Origin of the sequence: Geodermatophilus sp. YIM 151500 (assembly GCF_025716945.1) — a bacterium.
GTDB lineage: Bacteria > Actinomycetota > Actinomycetes > Mycobacteriales > Geodermatophilaceae > YIM-151500.
This window is the reverse complement of sequence record NZ_JAOVZT010000002.1, coordinates 600,142-613,210: the sequence shown is the minus strand read 5'-3', so window position 1 is coordinate 613,210 and position 13,069 is coordinate 600,142. Positions and strand designations below refer to the sequence as shown.

Here is a 13,069-nt window from a genome sequence, read left to right as displayed (position 1 = left end):
GAGCGGCCGGAGCCGGGGCGGCCGGAGCCGGAGGGGCCGGGGCGGCCGACGGCGGGGCGGCCGGCGCGGGTGGGGCCGGGCGGGCGGCGGTCGCCTGGGCGGCGCCGCCGTTGCCGGCCGGAGCGCCGCCGAGCGCCTCGCGCAGCCGGCGGGCGACGGGCGCCTCCACGGTGGAGGACGCGGATTTCACGAACTCGCCCTGCTCCTTGAGCTTGGCGAGCACGGTCTTGCTGTCGACACCGAACTCCTTGGCGAGTTCGTGTACGCGGGCTTTGCCTGGCACGGGTCTCCTCTGGTGAGGCCGGCGGCTGGCCCGCTCGACCTCGTCGTCAGTGGTGCTGTCGCATGACGGCTGTCATCGCTGGAACTTCACGGCTGGCTCATCCGACGACGTCCTGCTCTCGACGTGCGGTCCGGCCTGGTGCCGGACCGACTCTGGACCTGCGGTCTGTCGTTCGTGTGCTGTCGCCCGCCCCGCTCCCCGCGTCCCCGGGCGCCGCGGCGGGCGGCCCGAGCACGTGGGACCGGAGCGGACCGGCCTCCAGCGGAGCACTGGTGCGCAGTGCCCGCGAGAAGGCCCGGCGTCGCTCGGCTGCGTGCAGGCACTCCGGTGTGGGGTGCAGCGAGGCACCCCGACCGGGGAGCCGCCGACGCGGGTCGGGCACGAGGACCCCGTCCCGGACGACGACACGCAGCAGGTCGGTGACCGGAGCGCGCGTCCGGCACCCCACGCAGGTGCGCACCGGGATCGACGTTTCGGCCACCGGAGAGTCTAGCGCGCGGCGGGTCCCGGATGTTCCGCCCGCCGTGGCGGGGGCCGGCGCCCCCCCGTCGGGGGTGGGGTCCGACCGCCGGCGCGGACTCCCGCGCCGGCGGTGCCGGGGACGCCCGAGCGCAGCGGCGGCCGGCCGACCCCCGGTGAGGGGCTGCCTGCGTCGTCGGGCTGGGCGTCGCTGCGGATGTCGATCCGGCACCCGGTCAGCCGGGCGGCGAGCCGGGCGTTCTGGCCCTCCTTGCCGATGGCCAGCGAGAGCTGGTAGTCGGGCACGACCACGCGGACCGCCCTCGCCTGGGGGTCGACCACCCGCGCGCTGGACACCCGCGCCGGGCTGAGCGCCGAGGCGACGAAGGTGGCCGGGTCGTCGGACCAGTCGACGATGTCGATCTTCTCGCCGTGCAGCTCGCTCATGACGTTGCGCACCCGCTGCCCCATCGGACCGATGCAGGCGCCCTTGGCGTTCAACCCGGGCACCTTGGTCCGGACGGCGATCTTCGACCGGTGCCCGGCCTCCCGGGCCACCGCGACGATCTCCACGCTGCCGTCGGCCAGCTCGGGCACCTCCAGCGCGAACAGCTTGCGCACCAGGTGCGGGTGCGTGCGGGAGACGGTGACCTGCGGCCCGCGGAAGGTGCGCGCGACCGACACGACGTAGGCCTTGATCCGGGTGCCGTGGGCGTAGGTCTCGCCGGGTACCTGCTCGGAGGGCGGCAGCACCGCCTCCACCTTGCCGATGTCGATCAGCACCGTGCCTTGCACGTTGCGGCCGCTGTGCGCCTGCACGATGCCGCTGACGATGTCGCCCTCCCGGCCGGCGTACTCGCCGAAGGTCTGCTCGTGCTCGGCGTCGCGCAGCCGCTGCACGATGACCTGCTTGGCCGTGCTCGCGGCGATCCGGCCGAAATCCGACGGGGTGTCGTCCCACTCGCGCACGACCTCGCCGTCGGGGCCGAGCTCCTGGGCCAGGACGGCGACCTCGCCGGTCTTGCGGTCGACGTGCACCCGGACGTGCTTCGCGGCGCCGTCGGCGTGCCGGTAGGCGGTCACCAGCGCCGTCTCGATCGCCTCGATGACCGTGTCGGCGGGGATGCCCTTCTCCCGCTCCACCGCCTTGAGCGCGGTGACGTCGATGTTCACTGTCCTCCTCCTCGAGACGGCCCGTCCCCGCTGTCGTCGTCCGCGCCGTCGCCGGGCGCGTCCGGGCGGTCGCCGCCGCCCTCGGCCCGGCCGAACTCCACCTGCACGCGGCCGGCGCCCAGCTCGGCCCACGGCACGTGCCGCTGGGTGGGGGGCTTCCGGCGTGCGCCCGGCTTGCCGCTGCCCTCCTGGACGGCGAGGGTCACCCCGGTGTCGTCGACGGAGGTGACCCGCCCGGTCACCGGCGCGGCCGCGCCCGCCGGGCCGACGGGCGCGGTCACCAGCCGGCCGGTGTTGCGCCGCCAGTGCCGCGGCTCGGTCAGCGGCCGGTCGACCCCCGGGCTGGTCACCTCCAGGACGTAGGGCGCCCGGCCCATGCCGTCGTCGTGCGCGTCCAGCGCGTCGGACACGGCCCGGCTGACCTCGGCGATGTCGTCGAGCGTGACGCCCTCGTCGCGGTCGACGACGACCCGGACGACGCTGCGCCGCCCGGCCGGGGTCACGACGAGCTCCTCCAGGTCGTACCCCGCGCCGCCGACCACGGGCTCGATCCAGCCCGCCAAGCGGGTCGTCGCCGGGTCGGGCGTGCGGTTGCCGCGAGAGGCGGACACGGGTTCCCTCCTCCGGCTCGGCGGTCCGCTCCGCGCGGAACGGACGCCCCCGGCACACCGTCGGCTGCCGTGCTGGGCAGGGCGCGGACGCGTCCGGGGGCAAGTGGTCAGGCTACCGCCCGGGGCGCCCCCCGGGCTCCGGAGCCCGGACCCCGCGGGAGCGGGCACGAGGGGCCCGGAGCCCGGACCCCGCGGGAGCGGGCACGAGGGGCCCGGGGCCCGGGTCGGCGCTCGACGACGCGAGCGCGGGACGGGAGGGTGGCACGGGACCGGCGGGACGCGCGGATCGCCACCGGCGCGGATCCGGTCCGCGACCGTCCGGGCTGTCAGGATGGCGGTGATGTCCCCGCTCGCCCGCTCCCCCCGGCCGCGCCTGTCCCGGCGCCGGTTCCTGGCACTGTCCGCCGTCACGACGGGCCTGCTGGCCGCCGGCTGCACCTCCGCTCCCGAGGAGGAGGAGGAGACGGTCACCGCGGAACAGGCCGACTCGCTGGTCGCGCAGGTCGCCGTCCAGGAGACGCTGGTGGCCGCCTACGCCGCGGCCGCCGCGGCCGACCCGCCGCTCGGCGCCGAGATCACCGAGCTGGCGGCGCAGGCCGGTGCCCAGCTCGACCGGCTGCGCGCGGCCGCGCCGGGGAACGCGGCGGCGGCCGGCGCGTCGGGCACCCCGCCGCCGGTCGGGCCGGACCCGCGGGCGTGGCTGCAGGAGCAGGTGCGCGCGGCGGCGGGCGCGCACGCCGCGGCGAGCGCCGAGCAGTCCGGCGGCCGCGCCGCGCTGCTCGGTTCCGTGGCCGCGGGGCTGGGCGGGCACGCCGCCGTGCTGGCATGAGCGAGGGCGGGATGGACACGGGACGGACCGAGCCGCGATGACGGAGCGGAAACATGGCTGACGACCGTTCGCCGGAGGCCGCCCGCGACGCGGCCGACGAGGACACCGCGTTGAACGAGGCCCTGGCCGCCGAGCACGCCGCCGTCTGGGGGTACGGCGTCGTCGGTGCCGCGCTGCCGCCCGAGGGGCGCGGGGAGGCGGTCGCCGCGGAGGGCGCCCACCGGGACGCGCGGGACGGGCTGGTGGCGCTGCTCGGCGGACGGGGCGTCGACCCGGTGGACGCGGAGGGTGGTTACGAGCTGCCCTTCCCGGTGCTGTCCCCCGTGGACGCCGCCGCGCTGGCCGCCGTCCTGGAGGACGGCGTCGCCGCCGCCTGGGTGCGGGTGCTGGACCGCGCCGTGGAGCAGCCGGTGCGGGTGCTGGCCGTCGCGATGCTCGGCACCACGGAGGTCCGGGCCGTCGGGTGGCGGGCCGCCGCCGGGCAGTCGCCGGTCACCCGCGCCTTCCCGGGCCTGCCCGAGCAGTAGCCGGACCCTGCCCACCGGGGTCGGCCACCGCGCGGGGCGGCCCGAGACCCGGCCGACCGGCTCCGATAGGTTCCGACCCCGGGCGGTGCGGCCGCGCCGCCCGGGACCACGGCCGGCGGACGGGGACGGGTGCGGCACGGATGACGGGGACGACGACCGCTCGCACGGTCTCGCTGTTCAGCGGGCACGCCACCCAGAAGGCGATGGAGGACGAGATCCTGCCGGCCTTCACCGCCGGGACGGGCATCCCGCTCGAGGTCTCGTTCGACCCGACCACCGAGCTGCAGCGGCGGATCGCCGCCGGTGAGCGCCCGGACGTCGTCGTCGTGGCCACCCCGTCGCTGGACGGGCTCGCCGCCACGGGGGCCGTCGACCCGGCGACGGCGCGGCCGCTGGTCACGACCGTCATCGGCGTGGGCGTCGCCCGGGGCGCCCCGCACCCGGACGTCTCGACGGTGGCGGCGCTGACCGACACCTTCCGCCGCGCCCGCTCGATCGCGTGGTCGCAGGCCGGGCAGAGCGGCATCTACCTGCGCACGCTGCTCGACCGGCTCGGCATCCGGGGTGAGGTGGAGCCGCGGGCGACGGTGCTGCCCCGCGGCTTCACCGGCACGGCCGTGGTCGACGGCCGCGCCGACCTGGCGGTGCAGCAGCTCAGCGAGCTGGCCTACGTGCCGGGGGTCGAGATCGTCGGGCCGCTGCCTGACGAGGTGCAGCACGTCACCGAGTTCTCCGTGGCGCTCGGCGCGGACGCCACCGCCGTGCCCGAGGTGCTGGCCCTGCGGGACTTCCTCGCCGGCCCGCTGGCCGAGGACGCCTACCGGCGCAGCGGGCTGTCACCGGCCTGACCGCCGCCCCCGCGGGTCATCCGAGTGCACCGAGGAAGGCGTCGGTGACGGTGACGGCCACGCTGCTGGACTGGCCGCCCTCCACCAGGGTGGCGAACGCGATGTCGCCGGCCGCGCCGCCCAGCCGGAAGCCGGTGAACCAGCCGTGCGCCTCGGGCGGGGTGGCGGTGCCGAACTCCGCCGTCCCGGTTTTGCCGTAGACCTCGCCGCGGTCGGCGAGCGCGGTCGCCGTCCCGGAGACCACGACCTCGCGCATCATCGTGCGCAGTTCCTCGGTCACCGCGGGGTCGGGACCCTCCGGTGCCGGGCCCGCCGGCTCGCCGTCGAGGACCTCCACCGGTGCGGCCGGGGTGCCACCGGCCACGGCCGCCGCGACCAGCGCCAGCTGCGCGGGGCTGATCAGCACCTCGCCCTGGCCGATCGTGTTGGCGGCCCGGGTCGTGCCCGTGCTGTCGGCCGGGACGCTGCCGCCGAACACGCCGACCGGCAGCTGCCAGTCCGAGCCGACGCCGTAGCCGGCCGCCGCCTCGGCCAGGGCCCCGCCGGGCAGGGTGAGGCCCTGCTCGATGAAGGTGGTGTTGCACGAGCGGGCGAAGGCCTGCCCGAACGGCACGGTGCCGAGGTCGAACCGGTCGGCGTTCTCGAACTCGCGCCCGTCGATGGTGATGGTGGCCGGGCACGGCACCGGGGTCGACGGCTCGAGCGTGCCGGCGGCCAGCAGCGCCGTCGCGGTGATCGTCTTGAAGCTCGAGCCGGGCGGGAACCGCCCGGCCAGCGCCAGGCTCGGGTCGGCCGCCTCGTTGGAGGCGACCGCCAGGATCTCGCCCGTGCCGGGGCGGACGGCGACCAGGTGCGCGGGCCTGCTCTCGCCGGCCACCGCGGCCTCGGCGGCCAGCTGGACCGCGGGCACGAGCGGTGTCCGCAGCGGGGTGCCCGGCTCCGGCTCGACCCCGCCCACGACGCGGCCGTCGTCGGCCACGCCGTCCGCCCCGTCGCCGGGGACGACGGACACGGTGAAGCCGGGCACCCCGGCGAGACGCTCCTGGAAGGCGCGCTGCAGTCCGGACAGGCCGAGCTGGTCGCCCGCGGCGTAGCGGGGCGCGCCGTCCTCGGCCGACTCCTCGATGACCTCGGCGGTCGCCGGGCCGACGCGGCCCAGCAGCGCCACGGCGAAGCGGGAGGTCGGCGCCAGCAGCCGGGTGCCGGTCGGGAACACCGCGCCGGGCAGGTCGTACACCTGCGCCCGGATGGCCTCGAAGTCGGGACGGCGCAGCGTGATCACCGGCACGAACTGACCCTCCGGCGCGGCCTCGACGTCGGCGACGATGTCGTCGGCGGGGATGCCGGTGGCCGCGGACAGCCCGGCGGCCAGCGCGGGGAGGTCGGTCACCAGGGCCGGGTCCACCCCGACCTCGACCACCTCGGTCTCGGTGAAGATCGGGACGCCGTCGGCGTCGGTGATCGGCGCCCGCTCGGGCAGGACGCGGGTGAGCTCGAGACGCTCCCCCGGCCCCAGCTCGGGGTGGACGAGCGCCGGTTCGGCGACCACCTGCCAGCGGTCCTCCGTCTCCGAGAGGCGCATGCGCCCGTCGTAGGACCAGTCGGGCGCGGCGGGCAGGTCCCAGGTGGCCGACCAGGCGACCGTGGCCGCACCGTCCTCCACGGTGACCTCGCCGACCTCGGCGTCGAGCGTCGCGTCGGCGAGGTCGTCGGCGGTCTGGGTCAGCAGCGTCAGCGCGGCGACCGGGTCGTCGGTCGCCGCGGCCGCGGCCTCGAGGTCGCCGGAGGTCCACTCGGCCAGCACCGCCTGCGCGGAGTCGCGGACGGCATCCTCGCTGCTGCCCGAGCAGGCGGCGAGCACCGGCGCGGCGAGCACGACGATCGTCCCCAGGACCGTTCCCCGTTGCGGCACGACGGCCAGCCTCCCAGGCGCATGGGTTCCCGGCCCCCCGCAGGGTCCCGCCGCGAGCAACCGAGCGGTGGGTGGCAGGGGGTCCTCCTTCAGAACAGCACGCTGGCGTAGCGGCCCACCTCGCGGAAGCCGACCCGCCGGTAGGCCGCGCGCGCGGGCGCGTTGAAGTCGTTGACGTAGAGGCTGACGACCGGGGCGATCGCCGTCCGGGCGTACTCGACGACGGCCGCGGTGCCGGCCGCGCCGATGCCACGGCCGCGGTGGGACGGCGCCACCCAGACGCCCTGCACCTGGCAGGCGGCCCGGGACACCGCGCCGATCTCGGCCTTGAACAGCACCTCGCCCCGCTCGATCCAGGCCAGTGACTGGCCGGCCCGGACGAGGTCGGTCAACCGGGCGCGGTAGCCGGCGCCGCCGTCGACCCGCAGCGGGCTGACCCCGACCTCCTCGGTGAACATCGCGACCGCGGCGGGCATCAGGGTGTCGATCTCCGCCGTCCGCACCGGGCGGACCCGCGGCTCGGGCGCGACCGCGGCCGGGCCATGGATGGCCATCAGCGGCTGGCGGGGGCGGTGGTCGCGGGGCGGTCCCCAGGCCGGCGCCAGCAGCTCCCACAGCGGCGCCACCGCGGCCGCGGGCCCGACGATGGTCGAGCAGCGCCGACCGGCGCGCCGGGCGCGGTCGGCGAAGGCCGCCGCGGCCGCCCGCTCGGCGCCCGCTGCGGCGAACGGCATGAGGTTGGCGCCGGCCAGGCAGACCGCGTCGAGGGTCCGCCCGTCGCCGAGACCCCAGAACGGGGCGCCTCCGCCGGCCGGTCCGGTGCCGAAGGCCTCGACCCGGCCGGCCAGCACGCAGGCGGCGACCGGGTCGGTGGCCAGCAACCGGGTGACGGCCGGCTCGTCGGCCTCGTCGAGCAGGCGGGCCGTGGGCGCGCGGAGCACGGCAGGAGGCCGGGGCGAGGGTCAGCCGACGCTGACGACGGGCGGGCCGGAGGGGGTGCCGGCGTCGACCTGCTCCCCCGCGAGGCGCATGGCCTCCTCGATGAGCGTCTCGACGATCTGCGACTCGGGCACGGTCTTGATGACCTCGCCCTTGACGAAGATCTGCCCCTTGCCGTTGCCGGAGGCCACACCCAGGTCGGCCTCCCGCGCCTCCCCGGGCCCGTTGACCACGCAGCCCATCACGGCCACGCGCAGCGGCACGTCCATGCCCTCGAGGCCCGCGGTGACCTCGTCGGCGAGCGTGTAGACGTCGACCTGCGCCCGCCCGCACGAGGGGCAGCTGACGATCTCCAGGCCGCGCTGGCGCAGGTTGAGCGACTCCAGGATCTGGGTGCCGACCTTGACCTCCTCCACGGGAGGCGCCGACAGCGACACCCGGATGGTGTCGCCGATGCCCCGGCTGAGCAGCGCGCCGAAGGCGACGGCCGACTTGATGGTGCCCTGGAACGCCGGCCCGGCCTCGGTGACGCCGAGGTGCAGGGGGTAGTCGCACCGGGCGGCGAGCAGCTCGTAGGCGCGGACCATGACCACCGGGTCGTTGTGCTTGACCGAGATCTTGATGTCGCGGAAGCCGTGCTCCTCGAACAGCGAGCACTCCCACAGCGCCGACTCGACCAGCGCCTCGGGCGTGGCCTTGCCGTGCTTGGCCAGCAGCCGCTTGTCGAGCGACCCGGCGTTCACGCCGATGCGGATCGGGATGCCGGCGTCGCCGGCGGCCCTGGCGATGTCGCCGACCTTGTCGTCGAACTTCTTGATGTTGCCGGGGTTGACCCGGACGGCGGCGCAGCCGGCGTCGATGGCGGCGAAGACGTAGCGCGGCTGGAAGTGGATGTCGGCGATCACCGGGATCTGCGACTTCTTCGCGATGGCCGGCAGCGCCTCGGCGTCGTCGGTGTCGGGGACGGCGACCCGCACGATCTGGCACCCGGCCGCGGTGAGCTCGGCGATCTGCTGCAGCGTGGCGTTGATGTCGGCGGTCTTGGTCGTCGTCATCGACTGCACGCTGACCGGGTGGTCGCTGCCCACGCCGACGCCTCCGACGTCCAGTTGCCGCGTCGTGCGGCGGGGCGCGAGGACGGGCGGGGGTGCAGCGGGCATGCCGAGGCCGACGGGGATCGCCATGGCGCTCAGTATCCCTGCCGGCCGCGGGCCGTGCCGGTGACGCGGGTGACACGGCCGGCACGGGTCCCGCGCGGTCCCCGTGGACGCGCGGGGGCCGGTGGGCCGGTGGGCCGGCCGCCGCGGTCCACCGGGTCACTCGGCGTAGAGCGTCCCCGAGGCCGCCGCGGCGGCCGCGAGCTGGCTGTCCCGCTGGGCCACGGCCCAGGCCCTGGTCGCCCGGTCGACGGCGACCGTCGTCCACCCGGGACCCTCCTCGTCGCTCAGGTGGATCAGCAGGGTGTGCGCGTCGTGCTCCACCCGCACCCGGTGCCGGGGATCGCCCGCCTCGTGCAACGTCCGCGCCGGGCGGTCCTCCCCGGGCGGCTCGGCGACGAAGGAGGTCCAGCGGCCGCGGCCCCGCGCGGGCCGCTCGACCGGCCCGCTGCTCCCATCGGTCATCCCCCGATGGTGCCCGGACGCGCACCGGCGGGACGTCGCCGGAGGCCGCTCCTGGCGGGGCGGCGCTACTGCGCGATCGTGATCGGGTTGACGATGTCGGCGACCAGCAGCAGCAGCGACAGCCCGATGAACAACCCCGCCACCGCGTAGGCGACCGGCATCAGGCGGGCGATGTCGAAGGGGCCGGGGTCGGGCCGCCCGAGCAGCCGGGCCACCGTGGCCCGGGCCTTCTCGTACAGCGCGCCGGCGATGTGCCCGCCGTCGAGCGGGTAGATCGGCAGCAGGTTGAACAGGAACAGCACCAGGTTGACCCCGGCGAGCAGCGAGAAGAAGAAGGCGACCTTCTCCGTCGTCTCCAGCCCGGCGTAGGCGAACACCTCGCCGGAGAGCCGGCTGACGCCGACCACGCCGATCGGGCCCTCGGGGTCGCGCTCCTCACCCAGGAAGGCGGCACGGAACAGCGCGGGGATCCGCTCGGGGATCTCCAGCAGCCGGTCGACCGAGCGGACGAACACGTCGCCGATGTAGGCGGGGACGGCGCCGATCGGCTGCCGCTCGTAGATCTGCGCGGGGGCCACGCCGATGTACCCGACCGCCGTCGGCGCCTCGGCGTCCACCGAGGTGCGCACCAGGTTCTCGATCGGCGTGACGGTCAGCCCGAGCTCGCGGCCGTTCCGCTCCACCGTCACGTCGACCGGGGTACCGGCGGACCCGCGGATGACCTCCTGGACCGCCGTCCAGCCGTCGCCGGGGTCGGTCGGCAGCCGTTCGCCCCCGATCGCCACGATCGTGTCGCCGGGCCGGAAGCCGGCCGCGGCCGCGGGGGTGGACGGGGGCAGCGCGCAGCCCGCCGTCCCGAGCTCGCACACCGTGCCGGCCGCCGCACCGGACTGGACGATCGGGATCTCGCAGGCGTCCTCGCGGTCGAGCGTCTGGGCGCTGGAGGGCAGCACGCACGCCGGCAGCTCGGAGACCGTCGTCGTGGGCGTCAGGATGCCGAAGCCCATCAGCAGGACGGTGAAGAACACGACGGCCAGCACCAGGTTGTGGAACGGGCCGGCGAACATCACGATGACCCGCTGCCACCACGGCTTGGCGTAGAAGACGCGGCCGGCGTCGGAGGGCAGCACGTCGTTGAGGGCCTGACCGCGGACCTCGGCGATGAACGAGCGCATCCGCGTGGCCCGCTTGCTCTCGCCCTCCTCGGCCGGCGGGATCATGCCGACGATGCGGATGTAGCCGCCCAGCGGAACGGCCTTGAGGCCGTACTCGGTCTCGCCCCGGCGCCGCGACCAGAGGGTCGGGCCGAAGCCGACCATGAACTGGGGCACGCGCATGCCGAACCGCCGCGCCCAGAAGAAGTGGCCGGCCTCGTGGAAGGCGATGGAGCAGAGCAGCCCCACCGCGAAGGCGGCGATCCCGAGGACGGTGAGTAGGAACCCGCTCAGCTCAGCCTCCGGCGATCACACCCCGGGCGTGCTGCCGCGCCCAGGCCTCCGCGGCCAGCACGTCCTCCACGCAGGTGGGGGCGCCGAGGTCCGGCGCGTCGTCGAGCGTACGCGCGACGGCCGACACGATGCCCGGGAACGGCAGCCGACCCGCCACGAAAGCCGCGACGGCCTCCTCGTTGGCCGCGTTGAACATCGCCGGCACCACCCCACCGGCCTCCCCGGCCCGCCGGGCCAGGCGGACGGCGGGGAAGGCGGACTCGTCCAGCGGGAGGAACTCCCAGGTGCTCGCGGTCGACCAGTCCAGCGGCGGCTGCACGACGGGCAGCCGGTCGGGCCAGGCCAGGGCCAACGCGATGGGCAGCCGCATGTCCGGCGGACTGGCCTGGGCGACGGTCGCGCCGTCGACGAAGGTGACCATCGAGTGCACGATCGACTGGGGGTGCACGACGACGTCGATGGCGGCGTAGGGGACGCCGAACAGCAGGTGCGCCTCGATCAGCTCCAGGCCCTTGTTGACCAGCGTGGCCGAGTTGATCGTGACGACGGGGCCCATGTCCCAGGTCGGGTGGGCCAGCGCCTGCTCGACGGTGACGTCGGCCAGCTCGGCGGCGGCGCGGCCGCGGAACGGACCGCCGCTGGCCGTGAGCACCAGGCGGGCCACCTCGTCGCGGGCGCCGCCGCGCAGGCACTGGGCCAGCGCGGAGTGCTCCGAGTCGACCGGGACGAGCTGCCCGGGTGCGGCGGCGGCGGTCACCAGGTCGCCGCCGGCGACCAGCGACTCCTTGTTGGCCAGGGCGACGGTGCGCCCGGCGGCCAGCGCGGCGAGCGTGGGCCCGAGCCCGATGGAGCCGGTGATGCCGTTGAGGACGACGTCGGCCGGGCGGGCGGCCAGCTCCTCGGCGGCGCGGGGCCCGGCGAGGATCTCCGGGAGGCGGTACTCCCCCGACGCCCAGCCGCGCTGCTGCGCGGCGGCGTAGAAGGCCAGCTGGAGGTCCTGCGCGGCGGTGGCCCGCGCGACGGCCACCGTGCGGACGCCGAGGGACAGCGCCTGCTCGGCGAGCAGTGCGACGTCCCCGCCGCCGGCGGCCAGCCCGGTGACGCGCAGCCGGTCGGGGTTCTGCCGCACGACCTCGATCGCCTGCCGGCCGATGGAGCCGGTGGACCCCAGCACGGTCACCTCGCGCGCATCGCTCACGGGCAGGATCCTCCCCGACGCCGCCGCCCACCCGTGCCGGGGCGACCCGCCGCGCGGGCACCTCCCCCGGTGGCCCCGGGCACCGGCTGGCAGGATGGCGCCGTGAGCGAGCAGATCCGGAACCGCCGCGACGCGCAGGCCGCGGGGACCCACGCGGTGGCGCAGCCGCACCGCGAGGAGGGCTACGTCAGCGAGGGCGACCACCCGGTCGAGCACGAGCGGCCCGAGGACTGGGGCTGGCACGGCGAGACGGGGGCGTGGGGCCGGCGCGGCGCCTGGCTGGTCGTCCTGCTCATCCTGGCCTTCCTGATCGGCAACCACGAGGGCCGCGTCGAGGACCTCTGGATCCTCGGCACCGCCGCGCTCCTGGCGGCCGTGCTGGTCTGGGACGTCTTCCGCCGGAAGAACGCCTGGCGCAGCCGCTGAGACAGGACCCCGTCCCTCTGGAGGACGGGGTCCTGTCTCATCCGGGTGCGGTGACGCCGATGGCCGCACCGATCAGGTAGGTGGCGCCGGCGGCGACCGCCCCGAAGAGCAGCTGACGCAGGCCGGCGTACCACCACGGGCGCGGGGTGAACACGCTGGACAGGGCGCCGGTCGCGAGCAGCCCGACCGCGCCGGACAGCAGCGCGATCCACAGCAGCGGCAGCCCGAAGAGGTAGGGCAGCAGCGGGAAGACGGCACCGGCCGAGAAGGTGAGGAACGACGACACGGCCGCCAGCCGCGGCGACGGCTTGTCGTCCGGGCTGAGGCCCAGCTCGGCGAGGATGTGCAGCCGCAGCGCGACGTCGGGGTCGCGGGAGAGCTGGGCGGCCACCTCGCGGGCGAGCGGCTCGTCGACGCCGCGGGCGGTCATCATCTGCGCCAGCTCGGCCTGCTCGCCGGCGGCGTTGTGCGCGAGCTCGTGCCGCTCCTTGGCGACCTCGAGGTCGAGCTGCTCGTTCTGCGTCTTCACCGAGGTGTACTCGCCCAGGGCCATGGAGACCGCGCCGGCGACGAGGCCGGCGACGCCCGCGAGCACGACCACCCGCGGGGCCGCGCCGCTGCCGCCGACGCCGGCGACCAGGGCGGTGTTGCTGACCAGGCCGTCCATGGCGCCGAAGACGGCCGGGCGCAGCCATCCGCCGGAGACGTCGGCGTGGTGGCCGCCGTGCGCCTCGGCCGACGGCCGCTCGGCGAGCTCGCTCATGCGACCTCCTCGCCGGCGCTCGTCGGCCGCA

15 protein-coding genes are annotated in these 13,069 nt (G+C 76.3%); 4 read left to right on the top strand and 11 right to left on the bottom strand.

The window, feature by feature from the left end; genetic code table 11:
* The 4 genes from OF117_RS06435 to rimP all read right to left on the bottom strand — a co-directional run.
* The coding region (locus tag OF117_RS06435) for a translation initiation factor IF-2 N-terminal domain-containing protein (RefSeq protein ID WP_263551975.1) at positions 1-283 on the bottom strand (283 nt) is incomplete at its 3' end.
* A 97-nt stretch (positions 284-380) separates the two neighbouring features.
* Complete coding sequence (locus OF117_RS06430) at positions 381-731, bottom strand: YlxR family protein (protein WP_263551990.1); 351 nt, start codon at positions 729-731, stop codon at positions 381-383.
* 41 nt (positions 732-772) lie between these two features.
* Entirely contained in the window at positions 773-1,915 is a 1,143-nt protein-coding gene (gene nusA, locus OF117_RS06425) for a transcription termination factor NusA (RefSeq protein WP_263551974.1), read from the bottom strand.
* Positions 1,912-2,526 carry a ribosome maturation factor RimP gene (gene rimP, locus OF117_RS06420; protein ID WP_263551973.1) on the bottom strand — a complete coding sequence of 205 codons (615 nt, stop codon included), beginning with the start codon at positions 2,524-2,526 and terminating at the stop codon, positions 1,912-1,914. Before rimP ends, nusA begins: the two co-directional genes overlap by 4 nt.
* A gap of 340 nt (positions 2,527-2,866) precedes the next feature.
* Here rimP and OF117_RS06415 point away from each other — a divergent pair, with 340 nt between their 5' ends.
* From OF117_RS06415 to OF117_RS06405, 3 genes are all read left to right on the top strand, one after another.
* Positions 2,867-3,355: a twin-arginine translocation signal domain-containing protein gene (locus OF117_RS06415; RefSeq protein WP_263551972.1), complete on the top strand. Its 489-nt coding sequence runs from the start codon at positions 2,867-2,869 to the stop codon at positions 3,353-3,355.
* A gap of 53 nt (positions 3,356-3,408) precedes the next feature.
* Entirely contained in the window at positions 3,409-3,882 is a 474-nt protein-coding gene (locus OF117_RS06410; RefSeq protein WP_263551971.1) for a ferritin-like domain-containing protein, read from the top strand.
* A gap of 140 nt (positions 3,883-4,022) precedes the next feature.
* Complete coding sequence (locus OF117_RS06405; RefSeq protein ID WP_263551970.1) at positions 4,023-4,730, top strand: substrate-binding domain-containing protein; 708 nt, start codon at positions 4,023-4,025, stop codon at positions 4,728-4,730.
* A 16-nt stretch (positions 4,731-4,746) separates the two neighbouring features.
* Here the strand turns inward: OF117_RS06405 and OF117_RS06400 are convergent, their stop codons facing one another.
* The 6 genes from OF117_RS06400 to dxr all read right to left on the bottom strand — a co-directional run bounded on the left by OF117_RS06400 (position 4,747) and on the right by dxr (position 11,849).
* Positions 4,747-6,642 (bottom strand): penicillin-binding transpeptidase domain-containing protein, encoded by a 1,896-nt coding sequence (locus OF117_RS06400; RefSeq protein ID WP_263551969.1) that lies wholly within the window; start codon positions 6,640-6,642, stop codon positions 4,747-4,749.
* 89 nt (positions 6,643-6,731) lie between these two features.
* Entirely contained in the window at positions 6,732-7,583 is an 852-nt protein-coding gene (locus OF117_RS06395) for a DUF4081 domain-containing GNAT family N-acetyltransferase (RefSeq protein WP_263551968.1), read from the bottom strand.
* Between the two features lie 21 nt (positions 7,584-7,604).
* Positions 7,605-8,765, bottom strand: a complete 1,161-nt coding sequence (gene ispG / locus OF117_RS06390; RefSeq protein WP_411969419.1) for a flavodoxin-dependent (E)-4-hydroxy-3-methylbut-2-enyl-diphosphate synthase — start codon at positions 8,763-8,765, stop codon at positions 7,605-7,607.
* A 132-nt stretch (positions 8,766-8,897) separates the two neighbouring features.
* Positions 8,898-9,203, bottom strand: coding sequence for a hypothetical protein (locus OF117_RS06385; RefSeq protein WP_263551967.1), 306 nt, complete (start codon positions 9,201-9,203; stop codon positions 8,898-8,900).
* Between the two features lie 65 nt (positions 9,204-9,268).
* Entirely contained in the window at positions 9,269-10,606 is a 1,338-nt protein-coding gene (locus tag OF117_RS06380; RefSeq protein ID WP_263551966.1) for a M50 family metallopeptidase, read from the bottom strand.
* 46 nt (positions 10,607-10,652) lie between these two features.
* Positions 10,653-11,849: a 1-deoxy-D-xylulose-5-phosphate reductoisomerase gene (gene dxr / locus OF117_RS06375; RefSeq protein ID WP_263551965.1), complete on the bottom strand. Its 1,197-nt coding sequence runs from the start codon at positions 11,847-11,849 to the stop codon at positions 10,653-10,655.
* Between the two features lie 102 nt (positions 11,850-11,951).
* Between dxr and OF117_RS06370 the strand changes: the two genes are divergently transcribed.
* Positions 11,952-12,275 carry a DUF2631 domain-containing protein gene (locus OF117_RS06370; RefSeq protein ID WP_263551964.1) on the top strand — a complete coding sequence of 108 codons (324 nt, stop codon included), beginning with the start codon at positions 11,952-11,954 and terminating at the stop codon, positions 12,273-12,275.
* 37 nt (positions 12,276-12,312) lie between these two features.
* Here OF117_RS06370 and OF117_RS06365 read toward each other — a convergent pair whose 3' ends face one another.
* Positions 12,313-13,038 (bottom strand): VIT1/CCC1 transporter family protein, encoded by a 726-nt coding sequence (locus OF117_RS06365; protein ID WP_263551963.1) that lies wholly within the window; start codon positions 13,036-13,038, stop codon positions 12,313-12,315.
* Positions 13,039-13,069: the final 31 nt, after the last annotated feature.